Here is a 13,976-nt window from a genome sequence, read left to right as displayed (position 1 = left end):
CCCCACCGGCCCCCCCCCCGGCCGCGCGCGGCGCCCCCCGGGGGTGCCCCCCCCCGGCGCGCGGCGGGCCCACGAGGGGCCGGCCGCGCGCCGTCGGGCGTGAGGTGCGAGCGGTGCGTCAGTTGAGCGAGGCGGGGGCCTCACCGGCCTCCTCGCCCTTGACGATCGGGACGCGCACGGCGTTGCCCCACTCGGTCCAGGAGCCGTCGTAGTTGCGGACCTTGTCGAAGCCGAGCAGGTAGGTCAGCGCGAACCAGGTGTGGCTCGAGCGCTCGCCGATGCGGCAGTACGTGACGACCTCGTCGTCCGCCGCGAGGCCGAGGCCACCCTCCTGGTAGATCGCCTCGAGCTGCTCGCGCGACTTGTACGTCCCGTCCTCGGCGACCGCGGTCGCCCACGGGACGTTGCGCGCCGTCGGGATGTGGCCGCCGCGCAGCACGCCCTCCTCCGGGTAGTCCGGGATGTGCAGGCGCTCGCCCGTGTACTCCTGGGGGGAGCGGATGTCGACGAGCGGGCCGTTGCCGATGTGCGCGAGGACGTCCTCCTTGAACGCGCGGATCGTCACGTCGTCGCGCTCGACGACGGGGTACTCGACGGCCTCCGGCGCGGGGACGTCGGTCGTGACCTCGCGGCCCTCCGCGATCCACTTGCCGCGGCCGCCGTCGAGCAGACGCACGTCCTCGTGGCCGAACAGCGTGAAGACCCACGCGGCGTACGCGGCCCACCAGTTGTTCTTGTCGCCGTAGACGACGAGCGTCGTGTCGCGGCCGATGCCCTTGCCGCCGAGGAGCTGGGCGAAGCCCTTGCCATCGATGTAGTCGCGCGTGTCGGGGTCGTTGAGGTCGGTGTGCCAGTCGATCTTCACCGCACCGGGGATGTGACCGGTCTCGTAGAGCAGCACGTCCTCGTCGGACTCGACGACGACGATGCCCGGCTGCCCGAGGTGCTCCGCGAGCCAGTCCGTGCTCACGAGGCGGTCGGGGTGGGCGTACTGGGTGATCTTCTCGGTGGTGTCGAGCGGTGCGGGCATGGTGTCCTCCGTGCGGCGGGAGCTGGGGTGTCCGAGGTGGTGGTCCGTCCGGGCGTCAGGCTAGGTCGGCTGTCCGCATCACGGAAGGGCCGTCGCGCATGCTGAGACGGTGTAAACGCAGGCTGCCGAGGGTGCGACGCGCGGTCAGACTGGGCGGGTGGTCGGCGCCGTCCCGGAGCGGGTCCAGCGTGCCGTCGCGCTGCTCGACCTGCGCGGCGACGAGACCCTGCTCGAGATCGGGCCAGGCCCCGGTGCGGCCGCGGAGACGATCCTCGCGCGACACCCGGGCGTGCGCTACGTCGCCCTCGACAGGTCCGCGACGGCCGTCGCCCGCACGACGGCGCGCAACCGCACCGCGGTCGACGACGGCCGGCTCGTCGTGCGGCAGGGCGACGTGACGGGCCCCGACCTCGCCGGCACGGTCGGCGGGCCGTTCGACGTCGTGCTCGCGGTGAACGTCAACGTCTTCTGGACCCGGACGGCGCACCGCGAGGCGAGCGCGCTCACGGCCCTGCTCGTCCCGGGCGGCGCGCTGTGGCTGGTCTACGAGACACCGGGCGGAGACGACGAGCGCGTGGTCGACGGGGTCCGGGCGTCGCTCGGCGTCGCCGGGCTCGGCGCGCCGGTCGTCGTGCGCGACGGCGTGGTGGCCGTCGGCGCACGCCGCGCGCCCGGAGAGTGACCCGGGCGCGGCTCAGCCGAGCAGCTCGCGCTCCGCCTCGCCGAGCGCGCGGTCGAGGAGGTCGAGCCCGAGGTCGAGCTCCTCCTCGCTCACCGTGAGCGGCGGCGCGATCCGGAACACGCCGCCCATGCCCCGGAGCTGCACGACGTTCATGTGGAGCCCCAGGTCCAGCGACCGCCGGGTGACCAGGGCGCCGAGTGCGTCCGCGCCCTCCTTCGTCTCCCGGTCGAGCACGAGCTCGATGCCCTGGAGCAGACCCCGCCCGCGGACGTCGCCGATCGTGGCGTGGCGGTCCTGGAGCTCGAGCAGCCCCGCGCGCAGGCGCTCGCCGAGCACGCGCACCCGGGCGTCCATCTGCTCGGCCTCGAGCACGTCGAGGACGGTGTTGCCGACCGCCGCGACGAGCGGGTCGGAGACGTGCGTCGTGAAGAACAGGAAGCCGCGCTCGTGCGCGCGCTCCTCGATCTCGGCGCTCGTGACGACCGCGGCGAGGGGCAGGCCGGCGCCGAGCGTCTTGGAAATCGTGAGGATGTCGGGGACCACGGCCTCCTCGCCGTCGCGGCCCTCGAACGCGTACCAGGAGCCGGTCCGGCACAGCGCCGTCTGCGCCTCGTCGAGGATGAGGAGCATCCCGCGTTCGTGGCACTTGTCGCGCAGCGCCGCGAGGTAGCCGGGCGGCAGCTCGACGATCCCGCCCGAGCTGAGGATCGGCTCGACGATGCACGCCGCGAGGCTCCCCGTGGACTGCACGTCGACGAGGTCGAACGCGAGGTCGAGCTGGCGGCGCCAGTCGTGCGCGCCGTCGGGCGTGAGGTGGTCGGGGCGGTACGCGTTCGGCACGGGGATGACGAGGTTGCCGGGCGCCGTCGGGCCGTAGCCGCGGCGCCCCGCGCTGTACGTCGCCGCGGCCGCCGCGTGCGTCATGCCGTGCCACGACCCGGCGAGCGAGACGACCTCGTGCCGACCCGTGACGAGCTTCGCCATCCGGATCGCAGCCTCGTTGGACTCGGCGCCCGTCGTGAGGAGCAGGACCTTCTCGAGCGGGTCGGGCAGCGTGCCCGCGATCCGGCGCGCGAGGTCCACGACCGGGCGCGACAGCATCCCGGAGAAGAGGTGGTCGAGCGTGCCGATCTGGTTTCGGACCATCTGGACGATCGCCGGGTGGCTGTGCCCGAGGATCGCGCTCATCTGCCCCGACGTGAAGTCGAGCACCCGCCGACCGTCGGCCGTCGTGACGAAGCTGCCCGACGCGCTCTCGACGATCTCCGGGGTGAACGGCCCGCCGTACCGCACGAGGTGCCGGTCGGCGTCGGACCAGAACGTCGCGGCGTCCGGGGTCGACGGAGCGAGGGCGGGGGACGGAGGGGCGGCCATCCTCCGAGCGTAGGGACGGAGCCCTGTGCGCGTACAGCACGAGTTCTCGTACAGTCTGTGCGGAGAACCCGCACAAGCGGCAGCGACCGCAGGGAACGGAGGACCGCGTGCTCAACGCCGCCCGGCTCCAGATCCTCGCCCGGCTCGAGAGCCTCGGGACCGTGCGCGCGGTGGGCGCGTCCCTGCACCTGAGCCCGTCCGCGGTGTCCGCGCAGCTCGCGGCGCTCGAGGCCGAGACCGGGTCGCGCCTCGTCGAACGGACCGGGCGGAGGGTGCGCCTCACGCCCGCGGGGCGCACCCTCGCGCGGCACGCCCGCGTCATCCTCGACCAGATGGCGCTCGCGGAGGCGGAGCTCGCCCACCCCGACGGTCAGCCCGCCGGGGTCGTGCGCGTCGCGGCGTTCTCGAGCGGCGTCCGGGCCCTCGTGATCCCCCTCGCGCGGCGCCTGGCCGTCGAGCACCCGCGGGTGCAGGTCGAGATCGTCGAGCTCGACCCCCGCGAGAGCGGGCCCGCGCTCCGCCGCGCGGACGTCGACGTCGCCGTGACCGCGGACCTGCTCGACGGCGCGCGGCTCGCCGGCCCCGACGTCGCGACCGTCCCGCTGCTCGAGGACCCGGTCGTCCTCGTCGCGCCGTCGGGTGCGGCGTCGGGCTCGTCGGAGGGGACGGCGGCGGGGGAGGGGCCGGTCGACCTCGCCGGTCTCGCCGACGCGCGGTGGGCGGCGGACCTGCCCGGCCGGTACCTGTCGACCCTCGTCGAGAGCGCGTGCCGCGACGCCGGGTTCGAGCCCCGCGTCGTCGCACGGCTGCCCAGCTACGAGCTGCTGCTCGCGCACGTCGAGGCGGGGCTGTCGGTCGCGCTGCTGCCGGGCCTCGCCGTCGACCCGCGCTACGACGTCGTCGCCCGCCCGCTGCGGGCACCCCGGACGCGCCCGGTGTACGCCGCGGTGCGCCGCGGCGCCCCGCCCACCGCGGCCACGAGCGTCGTCCTCGCCGGGCTGCGCCGCGTCGCGGCGGCCGCGAGGGTCGCGGGCGGGGCCGCGCCCGCCCCGCCGCCGCGGTAGCGGGCCGACGGGCGCGCCCTACACTGGGGCCCACCACCGCACGACGACGTGGGAGGTCCCGTGTCGCGCACCCTCGCACCGCCGCTGCGCTCGGACGCGCACCCGCGTCGCCCCGACGCGCGCCGCGACGCCCGCTCGGTCCGCGCGGCCTACCAGTCGTTCCTCGTCGACGGCGTCCTCCCGCACGGCGTCCACCCGGTCGTCGCCGACTCGTGGCGCCGGTCCGTGCACAGCGGCGTCGACCCCGAGGGCCCCCGCACGGAGTCCGCGCTCGCCCACGACGACCTCGTCGCCTACCGCGACGCCCACCCGCTCGCGGGGGTCATGCCCGTGGTGCGCGAGCTCGTCGTCGACGCCGCGGCGGACGACGGCCTGGCCGTCGCCGTGTCCGACGACGCGGGCCGGCTCCTGTGGGTCGAGGGCAGCCGCGCGCTGCGGGACGCGGTCGAGCGCGTCGGCTTCGTCGAGGGGTCGGTGTGGCGCGAGGAGCGCGTCGGGACCAACGCCCCCGGGACCGCGCTCGCCGCGCGTCGGGCCGTGCAGGTCCTCGGCGCGGAGCACTTCTCCCGGCCCGTCCAGGCGTTCAGCTGCACGGCCGTCCCGATCCACGAGCCCGGGACCGGCCGCGTCCTCGGTGTTCTCGACGTCACCGGCCGCCAGTCGGCGGCCTCGAGCGTCGTCCTCTCGCTCGTGCGGGCCACGGTCCTGAGCCTCGAGCGGGAGCTCGCCCAGCGCGCGCCCGCACCGGCGGCCGGCGGCGCCGGGAGCGTCCCTGCGCCGCCGCGCGACGGCGCACCTGAGCTGTTCGTGCTCGGCACCACGCCCGTCCTCCGCGCGTCGGACGGCCTCGAGCACCGGCTGTCGCTGCGGCACGCCGAGATCCTCGCGCTCCTCGCCGCGCACCCACGAGGTCTCTCCGCCGACGAGCTCGCCGTGCTCCTGCACCCCGGCGCACTCTCGGACGTCACCGTGCGCGCGGAGGTCTCGCGCCTGCGCCGCGTCGCCGGCCCGCTCCTCGCCGGCTCCCGCCCGTACCGGCTCGCGCGACCGCTGCGGACGGACACCGACGTCGTGCGCGACCGGCTCGCGGTCGGCGACGTCCAGGGAGCGGTCGCGGCCTACCGGGGGCCGCTCCTCCGGCGTTCCGGCGCGCCCGCCGTCGAGCACCTGCGCGCCGAGCTCGCGGCGGAGCTCCGCGCGGCCGTCGTCTCCGCGGGCGACGCCGACGCCCTCGACGCGTGGACCCGCACCGACGACGGCGCCGAGGACCACGTCGCGTGGACGCGGCTCCAGAGCGTCGCCGACCACGGCAGCCCCCTCTGGGTCCGCGCCCGCGCTCACCTCGACCTGCTCGACGACGAGCTCGGCTGACCGCAACCCCTCGGACGCGCTGCAACGGTCCTGCAACCCTCGCGTGCCTAGCGTCGTGCCACGGCGCGACGAGGCGCCGTGCCGCGCACCGCCGTCGGGCACTCCCCGCCCGGAGGCGACCTCCCCCAGGGCGCGGCGAGATCGAGCGCTGCGAGTCGGCGCGACGAGGAGGCAGACGATGACGGTCTACGCAGCCCCCGGCACGGACGGGGCCATCGCCGAGTACAAGACCCGCTACGACCACTGGATCGGCGGCGAGTACGTCGCGCCGTCCGGGGGGCAGTACTTCGAGAACCCGAGCCCCGTCACGGGCCGGACGTTCACCGAGGTCGCGCGCGGCACCGCCGAGGACATCGAGCGCGCGCTCGACGCCGCGCACGGCGCGGCCAGGTCCTGGGGTCGCACGAGCGCGACCGAGCGCGCCAACATCCTCAACAAGATCGCGGACCGGATGGAGGAGAACCTCGAGCGGATCGCCGTCGCGGAGACGTGGGAGAACGGCAAGCCGGTCCGCGAGACGCTCGCCGCCGACATCCCGCTCGCGATCGACCACTTCCGCTACTTCGCGGGCGCGATCCGCGCGCAGGAGGGGTCGATCTCCGAGATCGACGAGGACACCATCGCGTACCACTTCCACGAGCCGCTCGGCGTCGTCGGGCAGATCATCCCGTGGAACTTCCCGATCCTCATGGCCGTGTGGAAGCTCGCCCCGGCGCTCGCGGCGGGCAACTGCGTCGTGCTCAAGCCGGCCGAGCAGACGCCCGCGTCGATCCTCTTCCTCATGGACATCATCGGGGACCTGCTGCCGCCCGGGGTAGTGAACGTCGTCAACGGGTTCGGCGTCGAGGCCGGCAAGCCGCTGGCCTCCAGCCCGCGCATCCGCAAGATCGCGTTCACGGGCGAGACGACGACGGGCCGCCTGATCATGCAGTACGCGAGCCAGAACATCATCCCGGTCACGCTCGAGCTCGGCGGCAAGTCGCCGAACATCTTCTTCTCCGACGTCGCCGACGCGCGCGACGACTTCTACGACAAGGCCCTCGAGGGGTTCACGATGTTCGCCCTCAACCAGGGCGAGGTGTGCACGTGCCCGTCGCGCGCGCTCATCCAGTCGTCGATCTACGACACGTTCCTCGGCGACGCCGTCGAGCGGACGAAGGCGGTGCAGCAGGGCAACCCTCTCGACACCGCGACGATGATCGGTGCGCAGGCGTCCAACGACCAGCTCGAGAAGATCCTGTCGTACATCGAGATCGGCAAGGCCGAGGGCGCGAAGGTCCTCACGGGCGGGTCGCGCGCCGAGCTGGGCGGCGACCTCGCGGGCGGGTACTACGTGACGCCGACGATCTTCGAGGGCAAGAACTCGATGCGGATCTTCCAGGAGGAGATCTTCGGTCCCGTCGTCGCCGTCACCGACTTCTCCGACTTCGACGACGCCATGACGATCGCCAACGACACCCTCTACGGCCTCGGCGCGGGCGTCTGGTCGCGGTCGGGGAACACCGCCTACCGCGCGGGCCGCACCATCGAGGCCGGCCGCGTGTGGACCAACTGCTACCACGCCTACCCCGCCGCCGCGGCGTTCGGCGGGTACAAGGGCTCCGGCGTCGGGCGCGAGAACCACAAGATGATGCTCGACCACTACCAGCAGACGAAGAACCTCCTCGTCTCCTACTCGGCCCAGAGGCTCGGCTTCTTCTAGAGCCGGGCCCCCTGTCCGCCGAACACGGGGTTGGTGCCGTTCTCGCCATCAGAACGACAACGACCCCGTGTTCGGCGGCGAGCAACCTCGTACTCGCTCCCTGCCACAGGAGGTTCCCGTGCCCGACGACGTCCCCTCGCCCCGCGCGGCCAGCTCGGTCCCGGGGCGGGTCGCGCTCACCGACGACGCCGCGGTGCTGCTCGCGCGGCTGCGACCGGTCCACGGCGAGCTCATGTTCCACCAGTCCGGCGGGTGCTGCGACGGGTCGTCGCCCATGTGCTACCCGCAGGGCGACTTCCTGCTCGGCGACGCCGACGTGCACCTCGGCGACCTGGTCGTCGTCCCGGACGACGACCCCGGCGCGCCAGGCGCGGGCGGGTTCCGCATTCCCGTGTGGATGAGCCGCGCCCAGTTCGATTACTGGAAGCACACGCACCTGACGATCGACGTCGTGCCCGGCCGCGGCGCCGGGTTCAGCGTCGAGGCACCCGAGGGCGTGCGGTTCATCATCCGCTCGCGTCTGCTCACCGACGACGAGTGGGAGGCGCTCGACGTGTCCTAGGCTGGGGCCACAGCAGCCCGTGACGGGAGAGGAGGAGCCGGATGAACGACCTTCTCGTCGTCGCGCGCGACCTCGCCTCCGCACTCACGCTCCTGCTCGGCACGTCGACCCTCACGGCGACGCTCTTCCTCCTCGGTGCCACCGCCCTCGTCGCGGTCGTGGCCGCCGTGGCCGCGCGCTGGGGCGTGCCGCTCGCGCTCGGCGTCGCCACCCGACCGGCGGGCCGGCTGCGCGACACGGTCGACGTCGGCCCTGCCGTGACGCAGAGCGACCCGGACGCCCCTGGCCGTGCCAGGCCCAGGGCACCCGGCCGACCCCTCGGCTGATCGCCCGGCCGAGGTCTCTCCACCGCATCCCGCGCGCACCCTGTCGCGGCGTGCCCCTGCCTGCCCGGCGCAGGGTGATCGGCGAACGCGTACCCCGCACGTTCGACCGAGGACACCACCATGAACCTGCTCGACCTCCCGCTCGTCTCCACGGTGCTCGACGCCGCCTACCGCGCCCTGATGGGGCTGTCCGACCTGCTCGAACCCGTCGCCGGAGGCGCTGCGGCCGCGGCCGCCGTCGTCCTGCTGACGCTCGCCGTCCGCGCGCTGCTCGTCCCTGTCGGCATCTCGCAGGCCAAGGCGGAGCGCGACCGAGCGCGCCTCGCGCCCCGGCTCGCCGAGCTCCAGCGCCGCCACCGTGACGACCCGCAGAAGCTGCAGCGCGCGACCCTCGACCTCTACGCCGAGGAGGGCACGACGCCGTTCGCCGGCTGCCTGCCGATGCTCGCCCAGGCACCCGTGGTCGCCGTCGTCTACGCGCTGTTCCTGCATGCCCAGATCGCCGGTCACGCGAACGCGCTGCTGGGCCACACGCTGTGGGGGGCGCCCCTCGGCTCGAGCCTCGTCGGCTCGCTCGGTGCGGGTGCGGCGGGCGTCCCGACCCTGGTGGTCGCCGGGGCGGTCGTGCTCCTCATCGCGCTCGTCGGCGAGCTCACGCGCCGGGCGTCCCTGCCCGGCGGTCGGCTCGCCGTGCCGCGGACGGCGACCGGCCCGGGTGCCCCGGGTACCGGGGTCCTCGCCGGGCCGGGACTGCAGAACGCGCTCGGCGCCCTCCAGTTCATGACCGCGGTGATCGCGTGCTTCGTCCCGCTCGCCGCGGGCGTGTACCTGCTCGTGACGGTCACGTGGACGCTCGTGCAACGGCTCGTCCTGCGCCGCCGGTACCCGTTCGCGGCGGTCGCGTAGCGCGACGGCGCGGCAGGCCTGGTCACGGGCCCGTCGCGCGTGCGAGTGTGTCGGGTATGACCGATCTGCTCCCGTACCGCGACGACGCGGACGACGTCGAGGTCCCCCTGCTCGGTGGTGACGTGTCGGACGGGATCGTCCGGCGCGGCGACACCGTCCGCCGTCCGCGCGGCCCGCACAGCCCCGCCGTCGAGGCGTACCTGCTGCACATCGAGCGCGCGGGCTTCGAGCGCGCGCCCCGGTTCCTGGGGATCGACGACGACGGCCGGGAGGTCGTGACGTTCCTGCCGGGCGAGATGGGCGGGCGCCCGCCGCACGCGTGGGCGACCGACGAGGACGTGCTCGTCCAGCTCGGGGAGTGGCTGCGGGACCTGCACGCGGTGTCGCGCGACGTCGTGCTGCCCGACGGCGTCGCGTGGACCGAGAGGGCGCAGTTCCCGGAGGTGCCGGACGTGTTCGACGTGCCGGACGTCGTCGGGCACAACGACCTCACGGTCGAGAACGCGCTGTTCGTCCCGGCCGGCGACGACCCGCAGGGTCCGCACCGGCTCGTCGGCGTGATCGACTTCGACCTCGCCGCGCCGACGACGCGCCTGCTCGACGTCGCGACGACGCTGCTCTACTGGGCGCCGGTCGCGCCGCCGGAGGCGCGGCCGGACGCGCTGCGCGAGCTCGACGCACCCCGTCGCGCCCGGATCCTCACGGAGGCGTACGGGCTGGACCGGTCCCAGCGGCTCGCGCTGCTCGACGTGCTCGCGCAGCGGTTCGCGCGGAGCTGGTACGCGATGCGGCACGCAGCCCAGGTGCGTGGCGGCGGCTGGCAGCGCATGTGGGACGACGGGGTGGGGGACCGGATCCGCGAGAACGAGGCCTGGTTCGCCGCGCAGCGCGTGGACTTCGTGCACGCGCTGGGCTGAGCGTTCGTCGGGGGCGGGGCTTGCGTCCCGACGGGTGCCGACGCACTCAGAGAGCGGCGAACCGTCCGACGGCGACGAACACCGCGAGGGCGAGCAGCACGACGTTCGCCGGCACGGCCTTGGCCTCGCCGAGCCGGACGTGCAGCGGGATCGCGCCGACCTGCGTGAGCGCGAGCCCGACGGCCGCGATCGGCGTGAGGACCGGGGCGACGCCGAGCGCCCAGGGGAGGATCACGCCCACGGCCCCGGCGACCTCGAGCCAGCCGATCGCGCGCACGCCCGCGGTGCGCTCCGGCGTCACCCACCGCATCTGCTCCTGGAGCTCGGGGATCGGGCGCAGGGCCTTCATGAGCCCGGCGCCGAGGAAGGCGAGGGCGAGCAGACCGGAGGCGATCCACAGGGCGACGTTTATGCGTGAGTCCTTCGGGGGGAGTGGCGGCGACGGCCCAGGATGACCGGTCACTCTTTGTGCCTGGGCACATGATGGGTAACCATGGGGACGGCTACAAAAGGCACACCCGTGTGCGAGAGGCACACGGAGCCGCACGCCGAGGAGACGGAGACACCATGACCACGACGCCGACCACCGACGTGCCCGTGGTGCGCGAGCTCGCCGAGCGGCACGGACTCCCGGTGGGCGGCGGCTGTGCCGCCGCCGAGGCCACGAGCGAGGTGCGCTCGGTGCTCGACCGGGTGGGCGACAAGTGGAGCGTCCTCATCCTGGGCATGCTCTCGGGTGGGCCGCAGCGGTTCACCGAGCTCCTGCACGGCATCGACGGGATCTCACAGCGCATGCTCACGCTCAACCTGCGCCAGCTCGAGCGCGACGGGCTCGTGAGCCGTACGGTGCACGCCGTCGTACCACCGCGCGTCGACTACGCGCTGACCGACCTCGGCGCGACCCTGCTGCCGCCCGTGCTCGCGCTCGTCGAGTGGGCGCTCGAGAACACGACCACCATCCGCGACCACCGGGACCGGTTCGACGCGCGCGGCACCGCCGTGGGCTGAGCCACCGGGCGCGCGCGCCAACGCGCGCGTGACAGCGACCGGTCAGGCGCGGTGCAGCGCCGACCTGACGCGCGACCACAGCCGCTTCATCGGCCCGTCCGGGCGCACGACGGGGATCTGGGTCGTCTCGACGCCGCGCACGAGCCACGCCTCCGCGTGCCGCATCGCGTCCGCGGTCGACTCGCCGATCACGGGCCGCGCCGGGTACACCGCGATCCGCTCGTGCAGGCGCAGGTCGATGACCTGCTCGAACTTCTCCGCCAGCGCGGGGTCCACCCCGCTCACGTAGAGGCGGCCCCCACCCTCGCCCAGCCGGTCCGCGTAGTGCGCGAGCACCGTGAAGGCGGTCGCGCCGAGGCTCGCGCGGCCCCGCAGGCGCAGCACCACGACGGCGTCGTGCGCGTGCGCGGGCTCCGGCAGCGCGGCCTCGAGCGAGCGGGCGCCGGCGTAGAAGAGACTCCCGTAGACGTCGAGGACCGTCACCGTCGCGTCGTCGAGCCGCCGCGGCGCGGGTTCCTCGCGGTAGTGCCCGCCCTCCTGAGGGACGAGGCGGACGATCCGCAGGTCCTGGGACTCCCGGTTCGCCTGGAGCAGGATCGACAGCGCGGCCCCGATGCCGACCGCGGCTGCGACGGGCAGGAGGAGGGTCGCGAGGAACGTGGTCGCCATCGCGACCTGGGACTGGCTTCCGGTGCGCCACGCGGTCGCCATGGCCGACAGTCGGATGGACCCGACCGACGCGACGGCGAGCAGCGCCGCGAGCGTCGCCGACGGGACCGCCCCGACCGGCCCGGACAGCGCGACGAGGACGACGAGCACCCACACGCCCGACATGATCCCCGCCCAGCGGTCGCGCGCCCCCGCGGCGGTGCTGATCGCCGTCTGGCCGACCGACCCGCCGACCGGGATGCCGCGGAAGAACCCCACCGCGAGGTTCGCGACGCCCTGCCCGACGAAGTTGCGGTTCGGGTCGGCGCGGCGCCCGCCGGGGTTCGGGACGGACTCGGCGACCCCCGCGCCCTGCACGAGCACGATGGCCGCCACGGCGAGCGCGCCCACGGCGACGTCGACCGAGACGAGCCCCAGGTCGGGCAGCGCGAGGGAGGGCAGGCCGGCGGGGATCTCGCCCGCGTCGCCGACGAGCTGCACCGACGTCGCGCCGAGGGCCCACACGCCGGCGGCGGACACCACGAGCACGACGACGGCCGCGTACGGGGCGACGCGCGTGCGACCGAGGACGAGGAGGAGGGCGACCGAACCCAGACCCACGACGAGCGTCGGCACGTCCCACGTGCCGGGCGAGCCGAGAACCTGGAACGCCTGCCCGACGGCGAGCGACGCGGAGGGGTCGGCACCCGTGAGGTCGTCGAGCTGGCCGAGCAGGATGTTGACGGAGACGCCGGTGAGGAACCCCGTCATCACGGAGTGTGACACGAAGCCGGTGAGACGACCGAGCCCCACGAGCCCGGCGACGACCATGACCGCCCCGGCGAGCGTCGTGAGGAGGATGAGTGCCGCGAGCCGGTCCTCGTCAGGGACCCCCGCGAGCGCCGAGCCGGCGGCGAGCGCCGCCGCGCTCGTCGTCGTGACGATCATGAGGCGCGAGTCGACCGTCAGGCCGCCCGCGATGCGGCCGATCGCCGTCGCGTACAGGCCGTGGATCGGGTTGACGCCGACGAGCGTCGCGGTCGCCATACCGTCGGGGACCCCGCCGACGGCGCCCGGGACGCCGGCGCCCGCGGAGCGCCAGAACGTCCCCGGTGCGGGCCGGACGCCGTCCCACCAGCCTCGGACGGCGCGCACCGGCCGCGGGCTCATCGCCTCTCCCGCGGGTGCGCCATGGGGAGACTCTGGCACGGCCCGGGCAGGGCGACCACAGCAACGCGGTGACGCCCGTGCTCCGGGTGCCGGTCAGCTCGCGAGCGGGTCGTCCGCCGTGAGGTACCAGGGCTCGTAGCCCTCGAGCGAGAGCGTCCACAGCCCGGGCGCGCCCGTGGGGACCGCGAGGCAGACGTTGCCCGACACGGTGTCGTCGGTGCCGACCAGGCCCGTCCCGACGAGCGGGTTGGGCACCGCGCCGCACTGCCCGTCGGCGACGGCGCCGTCGTAGCCGACGAAGCCGACGTCGACCGCCCCCCACGCGCTCACCTGCGAGCTGGGGCCGTAGTACGTGGCGGTCACCGGGACGATCCAGTACTCCGTGCCCTCCGGCGGTGCGACGTTGACGTCGCTGTGCGCGAGGATCTCCGCGGTCGCCTCGTACGGCGGGTCGAGGAGGATCTCCCACTCCTCGCCGGCGACGGTGTAGCCGTCGAAGAACCACGGGTCGGCCCGCGTCCCGGAGCCCTCCCACTCGCCCTCGGACCAGTCCTCGTCCGACCAGTCCTCGGACCACTCGTCCCCGACCGGCTCGGTGTACCAGTCGGCGATACGCCCGCCCGCGTCGCTGGCGACCCCGGCGGCGAACCCGACGCCGCCGCCCAGCGCGAGGCAGGCCGCACCGACGATCAGCCCGACGGCGGTGCGCGACAGACCGCGGCGCGCGGCGGGCGGGGGCGGGCCGGGGAGTCCGGCGACGGGGTGCGTCGGCCCCGGCGGGAGCGGCCCTGGTGGGACGGGACCGTAGCCGATCGGGGCCGGACCGGGCCCGATCGGGGACGGTGGCGAGGTGGCCTGCGGGGGAGCGGGGTATCCGTGCGTCGGGACCGGAGCCGATGTCGCCGGGGGTGCCGTCGGGGTTGGGGCCGTCGGCGCGGCGGGAGCTGGCGACGGTGCGGGGGGCGTAGCCGGCGTCGACTGGCTCGGCGGCGCGAAGGGGTTGCTCATGGCTGCTCCGGGGTCGTGCGGGCGAGCGCCCGGACGACCGTGTCGCCGTGCGTGGCCGGATGCTCCCACATCTCGGCCTGCCCACGCCAGGAGCAGGTACGACGGACGCTCGGCGCCGCGCACCGCCGTCGGGCACGACATCACCCGCCCGCGACCGCCACATTTGGGGGGGGTTTGGTCGGGGTTTGTCGTCCCGCTGGCGCTCGGG

14 protein-coding genes are annotated in these 13,976 nt (G+C 74.7%); 9 read left to right on the top strand and 5 right to left on the bottom strand.

The features are described 5' to 3' along the window. Positions 1 to 118: 118 nt before the first annotated feature. Entirely contained in the window at positions 119 to 1,030 is a 912-nt protein-coding gene (locus tag ACFWH7_RS12690) for a sulfurtransferase (RefSeq protein WP_378216864.1), read from the bottom strand. Positions 1,031 to 1,187: 157 nt separating this feature from the next. Between ACFWH7_RS12690 and ACFWH7_RS12685 the strand changes: the two genes are divergently transcribed. Further along, positions 1,188 to 1,712 carry an SAM-dependent methyltransferase gene (locus tag ACFWH7_RS12685; protein WP_378216863.1) on the top strand — a complete coding sequence of 175 codons (525 nt, stop codon included), beginning with the start codon at positions 1,188 to 1,190 and terminating at the stop codon, positions 1,710 to 1,712. Between the two features lie 12 nt (positions 1,713 to 1,724). On the opposite strand, the gene ACFWH7_RS12680 is transcribed toward ACFWH7_RS12685, so the two are convergent. Next, positions 1,725 to 3,086, bottom strand: coding sequence for an aspartate aminotransferase family protein (locus ACFWH7_RS12680; protein ID WP_378216862.1), 1,362 nt, complete (start codon positions 3,084 to 3,086; stop codon positions 1,725 to 1,727). A 107-nt stretch (positions 3,087 to 3,193) separates the two neighbouring features. On the opposite strand from ACFWH7_RS12680, the gene ACFWH7_RS12675 reads away from it, so the two are divergent. From ACFWH7_RS12675 to ACFWH7_RS12645, 7 genes are all read left to right on the top strand, one after another. Then, positions 3,194 to 4,150 (top strand): LysR family transcriptional regulator, encoded by a 957-nt coding sequence (locus tag ACFWH7_RS12675; protein ID WP_378216861.1) that lies wholly within the window; start codon positions 3,194 to 3,196, stop codon positions 4,148 to 4,150. Positions 4,151 to 4,210: 60 nt separating this feature from the next. Beyond that, entirely contained in the window at positions 4,211 to 5,521 is a 1,311-nt protein-coding gene (locus ACFWH7_RS12670; protein WP_378216860.1) for a sigma-54-dependent transcriptional regulator family protein, read from the top strand. Between the two features lie 178 nt (positions 5,522 to 5,699). Beyond that, positions 5,700 to 7,223: an aldehyde dehydrogenase gene (gene adh, locus ACFWH7_RS12665; RefSeq protein ID WP_378216859.1), complete on the top strand. Its 1,524-nt coding sequence runs from the start codon at positions 5,700 to 5,702 to the stop codon at positions 7,221 to 7,223. A 118-nt stretch (positions 7,224 to 7,341) separates the two neighbouring features. After that, positions 7,342 to 7,785, top strand: a complete 444-nt coding sequence (locus tag ACFWH7_RS12660) for a DUF779 domain-containing protein (RefSeq protein WP_378216858.1) — start codon at positions 7,342 to 7,344, stop codon at positions 7,783 to 7,785. Between the two features lie 41 nt (positions 7,786 to 7,826). Then, positions 7,827 to 8,111 (top strand): DUF6412 domain-containing protein, encoded by a 285-nt coding sequence (locus tag ACFWH7_RS12655; RefSeq protein WP_378216857.1) that lies wholly within the window; start codon positions 7,827 to 7,829, stop codon positions 8,109 to 8,111. 120 nt (positions 8,112 to 8,231) lie between these two features. Continuing rightward, positions 8,232 to 9,017, top strand: a complete 786-nt coding sequence (locus ACFWH7_RS12650) for a YidC/Oxa1 family membrane protein insertase (RefSeq protein WP_378216856.1) — start codon at positions 8,232 to 8,234, stop codon at positions 9,015 to 9,017. A gap of 56 nt (positions 9,018 to 9,073) precedes the next feature. Further along, positions 9,074 to 9,934 carry an aminoglycoside phosphotransferase family protein gene (locus tag ACFWH7_RS12645; RefSeq protein ID WP_378216855.1) on the top strand — a complete coding sequence of 287 codons (861 nt, stop codon included), beginning with the start codon at positions 9,074 to 9,076 and terminating at the stop codon, positions 9,932 to 9,934. Between the two features lie 46 nt (positions 9,935 to 9,980). On the opposite strand, the gene ACFWH7_RS12640 is transcribed toward ACFWH7_RS12645, so the two are convergent. Then, the gene (locus tag ACFWH7_RS12640; protein WP_378216854.1) at positions 9,981 to 10,397 is read right to left on the bottom strand and encodes a DoxX family protein; all 417 of its coding nucleotides are present in this window, start codon (positions 10,395 to 10,397) and stop codon (positions 9,981 to 9,983) included. A gap of 104 nt (positions 10,398 to 10,501) precedes the next feature. On the opposite strand from ACFWH7_RS12640, the gene ACFWH7_RS12635 reads away from it, so the two are divergent. After that, positions 10,502 to 10,942, top strand: a complete 441-nt coding sequence (locus tag ACFWH7_RS12635) for a winged helix-turn-helix transcriptional regulator (RefSeq protein WP_378216853.1) — start codon at positions 10,502 to 10,504, stop codon at positions 10,940 to 10,942. 42 nt (positions 10,943 to 10,984) lie between these two features. On the opposite strand, the gene ACFWH7_RS12630 is transcribed toward ACFWH7_RS12635, so the two are convergent. After that, positions 10,985 to 12,760: a SulP family inorganic anion transporter gene (locus tag ACFWH7_RS12630; protein ID WP_378216852.1), complete on the bottom strand. Its 1,776-nt coding sequence runs from the start codon at positions 12,758 to 12,760 to the stop codon at positions 10,985 to 10,987. A gap of 93 nt (positions 12,761 to 12,853) precedes the next feature. Next, complete coding sequence (locus ACFWH7_RS12625; RefSeq protein WP_378216851.1) at positions 12,854 to 13,768, bottom strand: hypothetical protein; 915 nt, start codon at positions 13,766 to 13,768, stop codon at positions 12,854 to 12,856. Positions 13,769 to 13,976 lie beyond the last annotated feature (208 nt).

Origin of the sequence: Cellulosimicrobium cellulans (assembly GCF_042723955.1) — a bacterium.
In the GTDB taxonomy this organism is placed as follows: domain Bacteria; phylum Actinomycetota; class Actinomycetes; order Actinomycetales; family Cellulomonadaceae; genus Cellulosimicrobium; species Cellulosimicrobium cellulans_H.
Note: the sequence above shows the minus strand (reverse complement) of the source record. Positions and strands in the feature narration are given on the sequence as shown.